This is a genomic window from Pseudomonas sp. RIT-562 (genome assembly GCF_026241895.1).
Taxonomy (GTDB): domain Bacteria; phylum Pseudomonadota; class Gammaproteobacteria; order Pseudomonadales; family Pseudomonadaceae; genus Aquipseudomonas; species Aquipseudomonas mandelii_F.
Genome location: NZ_JAPJIV010000001.1, coordinates 543,139 through 557,705, shown reverse-complemented (window position 1 = coordinate 557,705; position 14,567 = coordinate 543,139). Strand labels below are relative to the sequence as shown.

The following is a 14,567-nucleotide window of genomic DNA, read 5'->3' as shown; positions in this document are numbered from 1 at the left end:
GGAAGGGATAGGTTTTCATGTTGTTTTCAATTCGCCTGGGATCGCTGTTTGTCTCAACGCTGTTGCTCTACGGCTGCGGGCAACCTGAGACCACGGCGCTCGATCAGCAACTCTACGTCTGGCAGCGTCAATGGACACCTGCCCACCAGACCGCCTTGCGCGACAGCCGGGCGGATTTCTCCACTCTGCGTGTACTCGCTCTGCAATCATTTCCTCAAGCAGGCTGGAGCCGCGCCCGAGTCGATGCCAACCTGTTGCGACAGGATGGTCGTCCCTTGATTGCAGTGGTTCGGCTCGATGGCCAGTTGCAGTCTGTGGATCGACATGAAGTCATGGCGCAGGTCGAACAACTGATCATCGATTGGCAAGGGCAGGGGTTAACCTTGGCCGGAGTGGAAATTGACCATGATGCCGGAGTCGCTCGACTGCCTGAGTATCGACTCCTGCTGACTGAGTTGCGCAAGGGTCTACCGGCATCCATGTCGCTGAGCATCACCGCGCTGCCCGCATGGTTGAGCAGTCCTGAACTGCCGGCATTGTTAGCCGCTGTCGATAGCAGCGTGTTGCAGGTGCATGCGGTCAGCAATCCGCAAAACGGTTTGTTCCACGTGGAACAAACCAAGAAGTGGACGCAGGCGTGGTCACGATTAACTTCGAAACCGTTCTACTTGGCACTGCCTGCCTATGGCGTGGCATTGTTGCCGGCGAGTAGTGGCGGGCCAATCGTAGAAAGCGAAGTGACCATCGAGCGCGACGGTGAGCGTCGGGAGCTGTTGGCTGATCCGCAGCAGCTTCGCGACCTTGGCCTGGATTTACGAAACGATCCTCCCGAGCACCTTGCGGGCTTGATCTGGTTCAGATTACCGCTGGCGCATGATCGTCGGGCGTGGAGCCTGACCACGTTGCGCGCTGTAGCCCGTGGTGAGGTGCTCAGAAGCCAGCTGCAATTGCAGGTCTCAGAGCATGAGGGTTTGTTCGATATCAGCATCATCAACCCCGGCAATCTCGACAGTCCGTGGCCAGACCGCATGACGCTGGCGGTTACCGATTGCGAGGGTGCCGATGCGTTGGCCGGTTATGCACTGCAACAGACTCAGGACACGCTGACCTTCAGCCGTTTACGAGAGGGTCGAATAGCGGCAGATGGGCAGCGCGCCCTTGGCTGGGCGCGTTGTGCAAAAATTGATCAAGGAGCGTCACATGTTCACCCGTAAATGGCCACGTCATCTGCTGTGCCTGAGTCTCAGCCTGCCACTGGGTTCTGCGCTGGCCTGTGGCCCGGACTTCCCGATGCGTCTATTGGACAATCGGGGGCAGACTCTGGCGGAGCTCCCGGAAGGCAATTTCAACTTCGAGATCAGTCGGCTCGGACGCTTGATCCCGGGTCTGAAAAACATCGCACCCGCCACTGCTGATCAGGATTACAGCTATAGCGAAGCAGAAGACCAGCCTAGCCCTAGAGATCTGGCCGAGCTGGTCGGTTTGTCTGTGGAACAGCAGGCCTTGGTCAAACAGCTTCGCAGCGTGGCCGATGCACATCAGGTGGAAGTCGAAGGCTCGGCGCTGCCGCCGGAGCTTGTGCTCTATCTGGCGGGGGCGGTGGCATTCAATGCTGGCGACTATGCGTTGGCGACCGAGTATTTTCACAAAGTACTGACGCTGCCGGCGGATCAGCGTCCATTACGCAGTACATGGGCGGCCTATTCCCTGGGGCGTGCGTTGTTCGCCATGAGCTCACAAGCGGATGCAGCGCCAGGCCTGTTGGCCGAGTCTCGACTCGCCTTCGAGAAGGCGCGCCAACTGAGTATCGAGGGCTTCAGTGACCCGTTGGAGCTGGGAGTTGCCAGCCTCGGCGAAGAAGCCCGCGTGGTTCGTACAGCCGGCGACTGGAATCGCGCCATCGAACTGTATGCCACGCAAAACCTGCATGGTTCGCCGGTGGGCTACAGCTCATTGAAGCAACTGATGGCCGAGCTCGCGGCAATGCCCGAAGCAGCCCTGGCGCAATTGCTCCAAGGCAAATCCGTCCAGCAACTGGTGACTGCTTCGCTGATCAGTCGACTTGGCTGGTCGTTCGGTGAACAACCGGCGAATGAGCTGAAGCTGATAAAGCTGCTGCACGACAGCACGCGTGGAACCCTCGACAACGCTGATCGGCTGGCGGCGGTCAATTATCAACAAGGTGATTACGCCAGCGCCAAAGCATTCCTTGAGCACGCCGGCGATGGCGGCCTGGCCTGGTGGCTGCGGGCGAAGCTGGCGTTGCGAGATGGCGACAAAGTCGCTGCCACTGCGGCGTATGCCAAGGCAGCCCAGGCCTTTCCACAAAACGAATCGTGGGGCGAGCGCAGGACTGCGGATTTCGATTATGAATCGCTGCAACCCAAGTGTCGGGTCGAGGGGGAGAGCGCAATTCTCGCGTTACAGCGGGGGGATTACCTGCAGGCATTCGATCAACTTTACCGCAGCCAGGACATCTACTGGTTCGACGCGGCGACCGTTGCCGAGCGAGTGCTGACCGTCGATGAGCTCAAGCACTATGTGGATACAAAAGTACCGGTGCCGGCGCCGTTCAGCCAACAAGACCTCGAAGCTTACGCCGCCAGATTGCGCGTTGAGGGTGGCGATCACATTGACTCAACTGCGCCAACTGTCTCGGGCAAACTACGCAATTTGCTGGGTCGGCGGTTGCTGCGAGAAGGTCGATACGACGAAGCGCCGGCGTATTTCGATACCCCTAAACTGTACATTCAGGCGAAGTGGTACGGCGAGCTGCGCCAGGACGCCGAATCGAAATGGTGGCCCAGCAAGAGAGCTTTCGCTTACTTCCATGCGGCCGAGCTGAGCCGTCATTACGGTATGGAGTTACTGGGCTATGAGATGTCCCCGGACTTCGCGACCTTCAATGGTAATTACAGCCTGCAAAGCAACGAGTTGAAAGTTGGGCCGCTGCTGGCCCAGGAAGAGTTCAACCGCCAGCAAGCCAGTGCCGCTCAGCCCGATCAGCGTTATCACTATCGCTATCTCGCTAATGAACTGGCCAGCCGTGCCGCCGATAACTTGCCTCATACCAGCCAGGCATTTGCAGCAGTTTTATGCGCAGCGACAGGCTGGAACTCTGATCAGGAGCTTAAGCAGATTTTCTACAAGCGGTATGTCAATGAAGGCCCCTATGTCGACTGGGCTTTGTCCTTCGGTGAGCGTTGCCCGTATCCAGACTTCCAAAAGGCCGACCAGCGTTATGTCACACAGGCCATCAGTCCGGTTCGTAATGCTCTACGGCCGTATAAGAAGTGGCTGGAAATTGGCGGTGTTGCCGCCTTCACGGCGGCTGCGCTGTTGCTGATCAACCGTCACAAGCGGCGCAAGCAGGCTTGATCAAGCCTGCTGGACAAAGGTCAGGCGTACCGCAAAACCGATCAGCAGGCTGCCAAACAGCCATTGCTGTAATCGCTGGGCCGAAGGGCTGTGTTGCAGCCAGCGGCCCAGGGCGGCGCCGGACACAGCGTAAATGCTATCGAACAACAGCCCTGCGCTGACCAGCATCGCGCCCAATACCGTAAATTGCCCGAGAACAGGGCCGGCGTTGGGATCGATAAATTGCGGCAACAACACCGAACAGAACAGCAAAGCTTTTGGATTCAGCAGGTTGGTCAGCAACCCGCGCTGGATTGCCTCACGTAGCCGAGAATTGTTCAATCCAGTACTCGCATCACCCAGATTTGGCAGCATGGAAGTGCGCAGACACTGGATACCGATCCATAACAGGTAAGCCGCCCCCGCCAGGCGCACGGCATCAAACGTCCAGGGTGCAGCCTTGAACAACGCTGCGAGCCCCAGCGCCGCCAGCGCTACATGACAGGCGCGGGCAATTCCCAAGCCGATTGCGGTAGCTAGCGCTGCACTTTTGCCCTGCCGCGCACCCGTCTGCAGCAGCAAAATCATGTCCGGGCCGGGCAACAGATACACCACCGCCAACGCCATGCCAAATAACCAGAGTTCACCCATGTCGCACCCCATTCGTAGTCGATTTGGTGGTGCCAGTTTAGGGTGCAACGCCAGGGCAGGTGCTTGCGTAGATGCGCGCTGTATCGGCTAGTCGTGGCATAATCTGCCAGGTTTTAGCCACCAATCCATCTGGATATGCCAATTCATGAAACTGGATGCTTACGACCGCAAGATCCTGGCTGCCCTGCAACGTGATGGTCGCCTGAGTAACGTGCAGCTGGCAGACGAGATCGGGTTGTCCGCTTCGCCGTGCTTGCGTCGGGTGAGGATGCTCGAAGAAGCTGGAGTGATCAGGGGCTATCAGGCCAATCTGGATCGTGACGAGGTGGGTCTGGGATTGACGGTGTTTGTCGGGGTCAAGGTGGAACGCCACAATGACGAGCAGGCCGAAGCATTTCGGCTGGCGGTGACAGCCTTGCCCGAAGTGATTTCTGCGTTCCTGGTATCGGGTGAATCGGATTTCCTGCTGCAAGTGGTAGTGCCGGACTTGCGCGGCTACGACCGCTTTCTCACCGGCCAGCTACTAAAACTGCCGGGAGTAAGTGATATCCGCAGCAACTTTGCCATTAACACGGTGAAGGCTCCAGGCGCGTTGCCCCTGGAGCATCTTCCGCGCTAGATCTGGTTACATCTGCGTCGCCATCCCCTCTACGTTCATCGCCGCCTGGCGCAACGCCTCGGAGCGGGTAGGGTGCGGATGGCAGGTCAGCGCAATATCCTCGGCGGAAGCGCTGAACTCCATGGCCACGCAGTTTTCGCCGATCATTTCGCTGACACTTGGACCCACCAGGTGCACCCCGAGAATTTCGTCGGTACGTTCATCCGCGAGCACTTTGGCGAAGCCTTCGGTTTCATGATTGATCTTTGCGCGACTGTTGGCTGTGAACGGGAATTTTCCGACTTTATAAGCTCGCCCCTCAGCCTTCAGCTGCTCTTCGGTCTTGCCGACGCTGGCCAGCTCCGGTCGGGTGTAGATCACGTTGGGGATCAGGTCGTAGTTGACCTCGCCAGCCTTGCCGACGATTTGTTCTACACAGGCCATGGCTTCGTCTTCGGCTTTGTGTGCGAGCATCGGCCCGGAGGTGACGTCGCCGATCACCCAAACTCCAGCGGCCTCAGTGCGATGTCCCTTGTTGGCAAGCATCCCGCGTTTATCCGTAGTCAGGCCCACGTTCTCCAGCCCCAGGCCCTCGGTGAAAGGTCGGCGGCCGATGGACACCAGTACGTAATCGGCCTCCAGCAATTCGGCGTTTCCGCCGGCGGCGGGCTCAACGCTGAGCTGCACGCCGGTTGCGGACGAGGTGGCGCTGGTGACTTTGGAGCTCAATTTGAAGCTGATCCCCTGTTTACTCAATGAACGTTGCAGTGTTTTTCCTGCCTCCGCATCAACACCCGGGCAGATGCGGTCGAGGAACTCCACCACAGTTACCTGGGCCCCGAGGCGCCGCCATACCGAACCGAGCTCCAGACCGATTACGCCAGCGCCGATCACCACCAGGTGCTTGGGCACTTCCGTCAGTGACAGCGCGCCAGTGGAGTCGAGGATTCGTTGATTGTCGATGTCGACCCCCGGAAGGGGCGTTGGCTCGGAGCCAGTGGCGATGATGATGTCCTTGGCGCTGAGCTCGGTCTTGCCGCCTTCACCGTCGGTTACCGTGACCTTGCCCGGACCATCGATGTGGCCCCAGCCCTTGATCCAGTCGACCTTGTTCTTGCGGAACAGGAACTCAATGCCCTTGGTCAGGCCAGCAACGCTTTCGTCTTTCTGCTTCATCATCTGTGCAAGGTTGAGCACAGGTTTGACCTCGATCCCCAGGTTGGCGAATTCCGCCCCACTGGCCGCCTCGTAGAGTTCGGATGCATGCAACAACGCCTTGGACGGCATGCACCCGACGTTCAGGCAGGTTCCTCCCAGCGTCGCGCGACCTTCGACGCAAGCGGCTTTCAGGCCCAGCTGGCCGGCGCGGATTGCTGCGTTGTAACCACCAGGGCCGCCGCCCAGTATCACGATGTCATAGGTGCTCATGCTGGTACTCCTGGCTATGGGCCTGGGCTGTTATAGGGAAGTTAAAAGTAGTTCGAGTTAAATATTATGATCATAATATGTCGCAATGTCAGTGATCAGGGCAAGCAGAATTTCAGAACTACCGAAAATGTCAGGAGTCATCTGAGGGAGGGCGATTGAAAGGGTGGGTTTTGACGCGTGTGACTAAAGGCACTGGTCATAGAAAAGCCCTATTAATTCGATAGCCAGCTATTTTTCCAGGATGGTCTAACCTCTCAATCAGACGTCTGAAACAAGGGGGATTTTCCATGCTCGCGCAACTTCCACCGGCCTTACAGAATCTGCAGTTACCGCTTCGCCTGAGACTCTGGGATGGCCATGAATTCAATCTGGGGCCGACGCCCAGCGTCACTATTGTGGTCAAGGACCCGCAAATGGTTTCCCAGTTCACCCACCCCAGCCTCGATGCGTTAGGAGCAGCGTATGTCGAAGGCAAACTTGAGCTTGAAGGTTCGATCACTGACGTTATCCGCGTCTGTGACGAGTGGAGCCAGGCGTTGCTGGATGAGGACGCGGGCGGTGAGCTCGTTCGCACGGTGCATGACAAGGAAACCGACGCCAAGGCTATCTCCTACCACTACGATCTCTCCAACGCCTTCTACCAGCTATGGCTCGACAGCGACATGGCGTACTCCTGCGCTTATTTCGAGACCGGCAGCGAATCCCTTGAGCAAGCGCAACAAGCCAAATTCCGCCATCTGTGCCGCAAGCTGCGCCTGCAACCCGGTGAGTATTTGCTCGACGTGGGCTGCGGATGGGGTGGACTTGCCCGTTATGCGGCGCGGGAATTTGGCGCGAAGGTTTTCGGCATCACCCTGAGCAAGGAACAACTGGCGCTGGCCCGCGAGCGAGTGACTGCCGAGGGTCTGGACGACTTGGTAGAGCTGCAACTGCTGGACTACCGCGATCTGCCCCAGGATGGACGCTTCGATAAAGTGGTCAGCGTCGGCATGTTTGAGCATGTCGGCCACGCGAACCTCGCCGAATACTGCAAGACGCTTTTTGGTGCAGTGAAGGAGGGCGGCCTGGTAATGAACCATGGCATTACTGCGAAGCATACCGATGGGCGCCCGGTTGGACGCGGGGCCGGTGACTTCATAGGCAAGTATGTGTTTCCCAATGGCGAGCTGCCGCACTTGTCGATGATCTCGGCCGAGATCAGTGAAGCCGGCCTGGAAATTGTCGACGTCGAAAGTCTGCGCCTGCATTACGCGCGAACCCTGGATCACTGGAGCGAGCGGCTCGAGGACAATCTGGAGGCCGCAGCGAAGGAAGTGCCGGAGCAGGCTTTGCGCATCTGGAGGCTGTATCTGGCAGGCTGCGCCTATGCATTCGCCAGGGGCTGGATCAACCTGCACCAGATACTTGCCGTCAAAGCCCATCCTGACGGCAGCCATGAACTGCCATGGACTCGTGACGACATCTATACCCCTTAAAGAATCGGCGAAATAAGCCGGGCGATCCGCATGCCGATCTGTTGCAGGCGGTGGGTCTCCCGGCTTTCTTCCTTGGCAATTTCATGGGCCAGGGCGAAATCGGCGTTGAGCATCTGCTCCACCTCGCCGGCAAACACACTGTCGACCGTCAGCAGCATCACTTCGAAATTCAACCGGAATGAGCGGTTGTCGAGGTTGGCGCTGCCGATGGCGCTGATCTCGCTGTCGATGAGCACTACTTTTTGATGCAGGAACCCCGGCTCGTAGCGGAACACCCGCACGCCAGCCCTGACCGCTTCGAACGCGTAAAGGCTGGAAGCGGCGTAGACGATGCGGTGGTCTGGACGCGATGGCAGCAGGATTCGCACGTCGACTCCGCGCAACACGGCCAGCCGCAGCGCAGCGAAAACGGCTTCATCTGGGATGAAGTACGGGCTGGTGATCCATACCCGCTCCGTCGCTGCGTGGATCGCCTCGACGAAGAACAGCGAGCAGGTTTCGTAAGCATCTGCCGGGCCGCTGGCTAGTAGCTGGCAGAGCACGCCATCCTCCGGATAAACGTCCGGCAGTATCAAAGGTGGCAGTGAACGCGCGGCCCAGAACCAATCTTCGGCAAACGATTCCTGCATGCAGGCAACCACCGGGCCGCGGACCTCAACGTGGGTGTCGCGCCAGGGGGCTAGCGGTGGCTTCTCGCCCATGTATTCATCGCCGACGTTATGCCCGCCGACAAAGCCCAGCACACCATCGACTACCACTATCTTGCGATGATTGCGGAAGTTCACCTGAAAGCGATTCAGCCATCCGCTGCGGGTAGCGAACGCCTTGACCTCGACTCCGGCGTCGCGCAACGGCTGGACAAAACTGTGGGGCAGGGAGTGGCTGCCTATCCGATCATAGAGCAGATACACCGCCACTCCTTCAGCTGCTTTTTGCAGCAACAGTTTGTGCAGGCGTTGGCCGAGGCGATCGTCGTGGATGATGAAGAACTGGATCAGCACCGCCTCTCTGGCGGTACTGATAGCCGCGAAGATGGCGTCGAAGGTGGCCTGGCCATTGATCAGCAGGTGTACCTCGTTATTTGCCAGGCACGGCATGCGTCCCAGCTTTGGCATCGCTCGCAGGGATGCGTAGGCGTTCGAGGCGCGCGCGGTCAGTGCCTCTTCCACCCAGGGCCGCCAGTTGAGCTCCGAGATTGCCTTGCGCATCTCTTCGTTAGCCTGCCGTCGAGCCTTGATGTAGCCATCGAAGGTGCTGCGGCCGAAGACCAGGTAAGGGATGAGTGTGAGATAGGGGATGAACACCAACGACAGGGCCCAGGCAATCGAGCCTTGGGCGGTCCTTACGGTGAGCACGGCATGAATGGCCGCGATCGAACCCAGCGTATGGAGCAGTGCAATCATGTAGCCGAAAATATGCGGTCCAAAGTAATCCATGGGGCAACCTTGCTCCTGAATATTCAATGCTTAACAGACCATGTTCCGTGCAGAATGTCGCTAATTAATTGGTCCATGAACCGATGCCTGCGGCTGACGTCTAACGGCCACTACTGATCAGGAGTTACACGATGAACTTTCGTCTGCTGGGTTTGGCCATGGCATTTGGTTTGGCACTTCCTGTGGCCGCTCAGGCGCAGATGCTTCAGCCAGGTTTGTGGGAATTGACCTCGAGCAACATGAAGGTCGATAACCAGGACCTGCCAGATCTGCAACTGATTCTGGGTCAGCTGCAAAGCCAGATGACTCCGGAGCAGCGCGCTCAATTGGAGAAGCAGGGCATCACCATGGGCGGTAAGGGGATTCGTGCCTGCCTGACTCCGGAGCAGGTGAAGACCGACAACATCCCGCTGACCGACCCCCAGTCGGGCTGCAAACAGGAAATCACCGAGCGTACCGGTAACCAGTGGAAATTCCGCTTCAGCTGTCCTAAGGCCCAGGGCGCTGGGGTCGCCACCTTCCTCAGCGATCGTGAGTTCACCACTAAGGTCAACGGCACGTTCAACGCAACCGGTATCCAGCAGAAGGGTAGTCTCGATACTCGCGCTGTGTGGCTGGGTCAGGACTGCGGTACCGTCAAGCCGCGAGCTTGATCCCAATTCCATTTGCTCTGCGCTACCGCGTCGTGTGCATGCAGGCTCTCTGCATGCACCACCCATAGCTGAAACGCTTCGATTTCATCGTGGTACTTGAGGGCAAGGTGCAGACGTCGTGCAGCATCTTCACAGAACATCAGGTTCCGCCCATTGGCCAGTGCGAATGCTTGTTCATCCGCGCGCTTCACGGCTGTTTGTACTGCGGTGCCGAGCGCTGCTTCTGCCAGATCGATAATCGCGATTATTGGAAACTCATCGCTGTCCGGATGGGTTCGTACGTGCAGTTGTGCCGTGCTGCGTTGGCTGTGAGGTGTCGCAACGATGCCATTCGAGCCTCCCAGCCAAGCCAAAACCTCAGCGTGTTGCAACGCCTTGTTGGCAAAATCATCGATAAATTGCTGCTGGATCAGCTGACGCGCCAGTGCGGCCGAGCACGGGCATGTTGATGAATATGTCATCTCCATATTTAGTTCCACGTGGAACACTCCGTTTTTGAGGCTTGCTAGAACGCTCACTGGGTAGGATCGCCAACCGGACAAGTGACTGACGAGTGCCGACCTTTTAACCAGTAGTTCGAAGCGAACGTGGAGGTAGGCACTGTTAGATAACCCCGCATGCGTTTCCAGAAAACACTGGAGTACCTCTTGCAAAAGCGCAGGCGTCAGCTCTTTGTGCTCCAGCTTTTCTAGTGCCAGGTAGAGTCGCGACATGTGAATACCTCGCGCACTGCCATCGTCCAAGCTCACCCCAGCATCCGCTTTTGCCGCTATTTTTTGGCCGTGGAGTAAAACGGGTATGGCAATCCTGGCCATGCCAACCCAATCCACTGGCAGGTTTCGGTAGGAGGCCTGGTTGGCAATATCCGGCAAAGTCAGCGCGCTCATGAGCAGTCCATCGTAGAGGTAGATTCTTCATGTTATGTTATTACATATTAAATCTACCACGCCTTTTCTCAAAAGAGCGTGCATTGCCTATGAGGAGTTCCGGATGCCCCATCGTCTACCCGTTACCGTGCTGTCTGGCTTTCTGGGCGCGGGCAAAAGCACGCTGCTCAATCACGTGCTGCGTAATCGCGAAAACCTGCGGGTGGCCGTGATCGTCAATGACATGAGCGAAATCAACATCGATGGCAGTGAAGTGCAGCGTGACGTCAGCCTGAACCGCGCGGAAGAGCGGCTGGTGGAAATGAGCAACGGCTGCATATGCTGCACGCTGCGCGAAGATCTGTTGCTGGAGGTGAGCAAGCTCGCCAGGGACGGTCGTTTCGATTACCTGCTGATCGAGTCCACAGGGATCTCTGAACCTCTGCCGGTGGCGGAAACCTTCACCTTCCGCGACGAAGACGGGCAGAGCCTGGCGGATCTGGCGCGGCTCGATACCATGGTCACGGTGGTTGATGGGGTGAACTTCCTCCTCGATTATGAGGCCGCAGAGAGTCTCGCATCCCGGGGCGAAACCCTCGGTGATGGCGACGAGCGATCCATCACCGACCTGTTGATCGAGCAGATTGAATTTGCCGACGTCATTCTTATCAGCAAAGTCGATTTGATCAGCAGCAGTGAGCGCCGGGAGCTGATGGCTATTCTTGCGCGGCTCAACGCTCAGGCGGAAATCATTCCCATGGTCATGGGCGAAGTTGCCTTGGGCAGAATCCTCGATACAGGCCGTTTCGATTTCGAAAAAGCCGCCCAGGCACCTGGCTGGCTGCGAGAGATGCGCGGCCAACATCTGCCGGAGACCGAGGAATATGGCATCGCTTCCACGGCCTATCGGGCGCGCAAACCCTTTCATCCCCAGCGTTTTTTCAGCTTCATCAATGGGTCTTGGGACAACGGAAAATTACTGCGCTCGAAGGGATTTTTCTGGCTCGCGAGCAAGCCTATGGATGCGGGTAGTTGGTCCCAGGCGGGTGGCCTGATGCGTCATGGATATGCCGGACGCTGGTGGCGTCATGTGCCGCAGGAGCAGTGGCCCCAGGACGACGAAAGCGTTGCTGCCATTCGCAAGAACTGGGCTGGCGACACAGGGGATTGCCGCCAGGAACTGGTGTTCATCGGCCAGAATATCGATTTCGCAAAGCTTACCGCCGAGCTGGACGACTGCTTGTTAACCGAGGATGAAATGGCCTTGGGCGTGGATGGCTGGGACCTGCTGTCGGACCCGTTCGGTCCCTGGTACGAAGAGGTCTCTTGAGGCTTCAGGGTTTTAGCCAGCTGCCCTGGCTTTGGGTCTCGCAGTAAGGCTTGAGGTACGCCTGATCGGTCGCCACACCGTAATAGTGAATGTCCTGCCGGTAGGGCATATTGGCGACCTGGGCGTTGCTACAGACGCCAAATGCCCCGGTTGGACATTCGTCCACATACTGCACTTCGACTTTTTGCCCGGGCAGGTTCGGCTGGCAAAAGCCATCGGCGAAGAGTTTTTCCGGTATGTTGCGGTTCTGCTGGCACACTTTCACATCCAGCCGCTCGGCGGTACTGTGCACCACGCAGGCCTGCGCCAGTGCCTCGCCCGAGGTCAGCGCCAGCAGCAACGACAATCCCGTCAATCGCATCTTTTACCCTCTCAGAATCCTTCGATCATGTTGCAGAACATTCCGACCCATGTGATCGCTGGCCCTTTGGGTGCCGGTAAGACCAGCCTGATCAAGCATCTGTTTGAACAGCGGCCCGAAACCGAGCGATGGGCGGTGCTGATCAACGAGTTTGGACAGATCGGCCTGGACGCCGCGCTGTTAACCCGCGACGCCGATGGTATCGCACTGGGTGAAGTGGCTGGAGGGTGTTTGTGTTGTGTAAACGGTGCGCCGTTCCAGATAGGGCTTGGACGCTTGCTCCGCAAGGCGCGGCCCGACCGGTTATTCATTGAGCCTTCTGGATTGGGCCATCCGGCGCAGTTGCTCAGGCAGCTCAGTGAACCGCCGTGGCTCGGTGTACTGGCCGTACAGCCGTGTGTACTGGTGTTGGATGCCCAGGCGCTCGCCCTCGGCAAAACCTTGCCACAGGCGCAACAGGAGGCTCTGGGTAGTGCCGGACTGTTGTTGCTCAACAAGTCGGAGCAACTAACTGAAACTGATCGCCAGCGCATCACCGCGGGGCTGCCGACACGACCGCTGTACTGGACCCGACAGGCTGTGCTGCCATTAAGCGCGCTGCCGGGGCTCGACGCCCGTGCGGTGGCGGGTGTGGATAACTTCATTACGCCCAAGGGCCTGGGCCAGCTGCCGGCCCTGTGGACGGATCCTGCAACGCCGATTTGCCTGAGTCAGGAACAGCAGGGTAGCTGGAGTATTGGCTGGCGCTGGCACCCGGGCCAGGTGTTCCAACTGGCCGAAGTCAGTCGCTGGCTTGAGGGGATGCAGTGGCGGCGGGCAAAGCTGGTTATCCACAGCGATACAGGTTGGATCTCCGCCAATGCGCTGGATAATTCGCCACTGCAATGGCAGCCCAGCGAATGGCGCCAGGATTCGCGCATCGAGCTAATCTTCGATGAACCTGTGAACGAGGTGGCGCTGCAACAGGCGTTGGCCGATTGTTTGATCTAGGGACGCCACTTGTTGTGATCCTGGCGCCATTGGCTCAATTCAATCACTTCAGCCCGTGGTTTGACGAAGTCGACCACCTCGGGCGCTTCGTCGAAAGGCATCGGATAGGGCGCCAGTTCAATTTGCGCGCTGTGGGCACCAAACTGGGTGATAGTGCCGTTGTGACGGCTCTCGCCGGTTACTGTGAATTCAAAGTTGTACACACGGGCCAGGCGCCGGCGGTCGTTGGCATCCTTGATAAAGCCGATTTTTTTCAGCGCGACGTTACCGTCCAGCAACTCGATACCGAGCTTGGTGCAGTGTTGCTTGACCCGTTCCAGTGCGCGCTCGCGCAAACCATGGTTATGCCACAACCACGCACCGGCGGTGGCCAGCAGCATCAGCACTAAGATATTTCCGAGGGTCAGCATCAACAGGGTGCTCCAACAAGATAGTGCCAGCTTAACTGTGTCGCCGGTCTGTCGTACAGGCTGCGTTTAGTCGCATACTGCGCGGCTCGAATTTCGTTTTACGGAAACTCAGCGCATGAAACGTACGCCCCATCTGCTCGCCATTCAGTCCCACGTGGTATTCGGCCATGCCGGCAACAGCGCCGCGGTTTTCCCGATGCAGCGGGTCGGGGTAAATGTTTGGCCGCTTAATACCGTGCAGTTCTCCAACCACACCCAATATGGCCAATGGGCCGGTGAAGTGCTGTCGCCGCAGCAGATTCCGGCGTTGGTGGAAGGCATCGCGGCGATCGGTGAGCTGGGGAATTGCGATGCGGTGCTGTCCGGGTACCTGGGCAGTGCGGCCCAGGGGCGGGCGATCCTCACCGGAGTGGCGCGGATCAAATCGATGAATCCCAAGGCGTTGTACCTCTGCGATCCCGTGATGGGGCATCCGGAGAAGGGTTGCAGCGTCCCGGCGGAGGTCAGCGATTTCCTTCTGGAGGAAGCGGCCGCCGTGGCCGATTTCATGTGCCCGAACCAGTTGGAGCTGGACAGCTTTTCCGGGCGCCGCCCGCAATCGCTGTTCGACTGCCTGGGCATGGCGCGAGCGCTGCTGGCTCGTGGCCCCAAGGCGGTGCTGGTCAAGCACCTGGACTATCCCGGTAAGCCGGCTGATGTATTCGAAATGCTGCTGGTGACGGCCGAGAACAGCTGGCACCTGCGCCGTCCGCTGCTGGCGTTCCCGCGCCAGCCGGTGGGCGTCGGCGACCTCACTTCAGGGCTGTTCCTGGCGCGCATCCTGTTGGGCGACAGCCTGGTGGCGGCGTTTGAATTCGCGGCTTCGGCGGTGCATGAAGTATTGCTGGAGACCCAGGCGTGTGCCAGCTATGAGCTGGAACTGGTGCGGGCCCAGGACCGGATTGCGCATCCGCGGGTGCGGTTTGAGGCGGCTGCGATCAGTCTTTGATTTTGCGTGATGCTATCGCGAGCA

14 protein-coding genes are annotated in these 14,567 nt (G+C 58.5%); 8 read left to right on the top strand and 6 right to left on the bottom strand.

Going from position 1 to position 14,567, the window contains the following annotated elements:
• Positions 1-17: 17 nt before the first annotated feature.
• Positions 18-1,214 carry a DUF3142 domain-containing protein gene (locus ORL50_RS02535; protein ID WP_266009642.1) on the top strand — a complete coding sequence of 399 codons (1,197 nt, stop codon included), beginning with the start codon at positions 18-20 and terminating at the stop codon, positions 1,212-1,214.
• Positions 1,201-3,378 (top strand): hypothetical protein, encoded by a 2,178-nt coding sequence (locus ORL50_RS02530; RefSeq protein ID WP_266009641.1) that lies wholly within the window; start codon positions 1,201-1,203, stop codon positions 3,376-3,378. Before ORL50_RS02535 ends, ORL50_RS02530 begins: the two co-directional genes overlap by 14 nt.
• Here ORL50_RS02530 and ORL50_RS02525 read toward each other — a convergent pair whose 3' ends face one another.
• Positions 3,379-4,008, bottom strand: a complete 630-nt coding sequence (locus ORL50_RS02525) for a LysE family translocator (RefSeq protein ID WP_266009640.1) — start codon at positions 4,006-4,008, stop codon at positions 3,379-3,381.
• 145 nt (positions 4,009-4,153) lie between these two features.
• Here ORL50_RS02525 and ORL50_RS02520 point away from each other — a divergent pair, with 145 nt between their 5' ends.
• Positions 4,154-4,627, top strand: coding sequence for an Lrp/AsnC family transcriptional regulator (locus tag ORL50_RS02520; RefSeq protein ID WP_266009639.1), 474 nt, complete (start codon positions 4,154-4,156; stop codon positions 4,625-4,627).
• A gap of 6 nt (positions 4,628-4,633) precedes the next feature.
• Here the strand turns inward: ORL50_RS02520 and lpdA are convergent, their stop codons facing one another.
• Positions 4,634-6,034: a dihydrolipoyl dehydrogenase gene (gene lpdA / locus ORL50_RS02515; protein ID WP_266009638.1), complete on the bottom strand. Its 1,401-nt coding sequence runs from the start codon at positions 6,032-6,034 to the stop codon at positions 4,634-4,636.
• Between the two features lie 287 nt (positions 6,035-6,321).
• Between lpdA and cfaB the strand changes: the two genes are divergently transcribed.
• Complete coding sequence (gene cfaB / locus ORL50_RS02510; protein ID WP_266009637.1) at positions 6,322-7,509, top strand: C17 cyclopropane fatty acid synthase CfaB; 1,188 nt, start codon at positions 6,322-6,324, stop codon at positions 7,507-7,509.
• Here cfaB and cls read toward each other — a convergent pair.
• The gene (gene cls, locus ORL50_RS02505) at positions 7,506-8,945 is read right to left on the bottom strand and encodes a cardiolipin synthase (RefSeq protein ID WP_266009636.1); all 1,440 of its coding nucleotides are present in this window, start codon (positions 8,943-8,945) and stop codon (positions 7,506-7,508) included. The two genes, cfaB and cls, sit on opposite strands and share 4 nt — an antisense overlap.
• A gap of 131 nt (positions 8,946-9,076) precedes the next feature.
• On the opposite strand from cls, the gene ORL50_RS02500 reads away from it, so the two are divergent.
• The gene (locus ORL50_RS02500) at positions 9,077-9,598 is read left to right on the top strand and encodes a DUF3617 domain-containing protein (RefSeq protein ID WP_266009635.1); all 522 of its coding nucleotides are present in this window, start codon (positions 9,077-9,079) and stop codon (positions 9,596-9,598) included.
• Here ORL50_RS02500 and folE2 read toward each other — a convergent pair.
• The gene (gene folE2, locus ORL50_RS02495; protein WP_266009634.1) at positions 9,565-10,485 is read right to left on the bottom strand and encodes a GTP cyclohydrolase FolE2; all 921 of its coding nucleotides are present in this window, start codon (positions 10,483-10,485) and stop codon (positions 9,565-9,567) included. The two genes, ORL50_RS02500 and folE2, sit on opposite strands and share 34 nt — an antisense overlap.
• A 103-nt stretch (positions 10,486-10,588) precedes the next feature.
• On the opposite strand from folE2, the gene zigA reads away from it, so the two are divergent.
• Positions 10,589-11,794, top strand: coding sequence for a zinc metallochaperone GTPase ZigA (gene zigA / locus ORL50_RS02490; RefSeq protein WP_266009633.1), 1,206 nt, complete (start codon positions 10,589-10,591; stop codon positions 11,792-11,794).
• Positions 11,795-11,798: 4 nt separating this feature from the next.
• Here the strand turns inward: zigA and ORL50_RS02485 are convergent, their stop codons facing one another.
• On the bottom strand, positions 11,799-12,155 hold the full coding sequence (locus ORL50_RS02485; protein ID WP_266009632.1) for an NADH:ubiquinone oxidoreductase: 357 nt from the start codon (positions 12,153-12,155) through the stop codon (positions 11,799-11,801).
• Between the two features lie 27 nt (positions 12,156-12,182).
• Here ORL50_RS02485 and ORL50_RS02480 point away from each other — a divergent pair, with 27 nt between their 5' ends.
• Positions 12,183-13,145, top strand: coding sequence for a CobW family GTP-binding protein (locus tag ORL50_RS02480; RefSeq protein WP_266009631.1), 963 nt, complete (start codon positions 12,183-12,185; stop codon positions 13,143-13,145).
• Here the strand turns inward: ORL50_RS02480 and ORL50_RS02475 are convergent.
• A complete protein-coding gene (locus ORL50_RS02475) occupies positions 13,142-13,555 on the bottom strand; it encodes a DUF3301 domain-containing protein (RefSeq protein ID WP_266009630.1) in 414 nt (137 codons plus the stop codon). The genes ORL50_RS02480 and ORL50_RS02475 overlap by 4 nt on opposite strands.
• 115 nt (positions 13,556-13,670) lie before the next feature.
• Here ORL50_RS02475 and pdxY point away from each other — a divergent pair, with 115 nt between their 5' ends.
• Positions 13,671-14,543 carry a pyridoxal kinase PdxY gene (gene pdxY / locus ORL50_RS02470; protein WP_266009629.1) on the top strand — a complete coding sequence of 291 codons (873 nt, stop codon included), beginning with the start codon at positions 13,671-13,673 and terminating at the stop codon, positions 14,541-14,543.
• Positions 14,544-14,567: the final 24 nt, after the last annotated feature.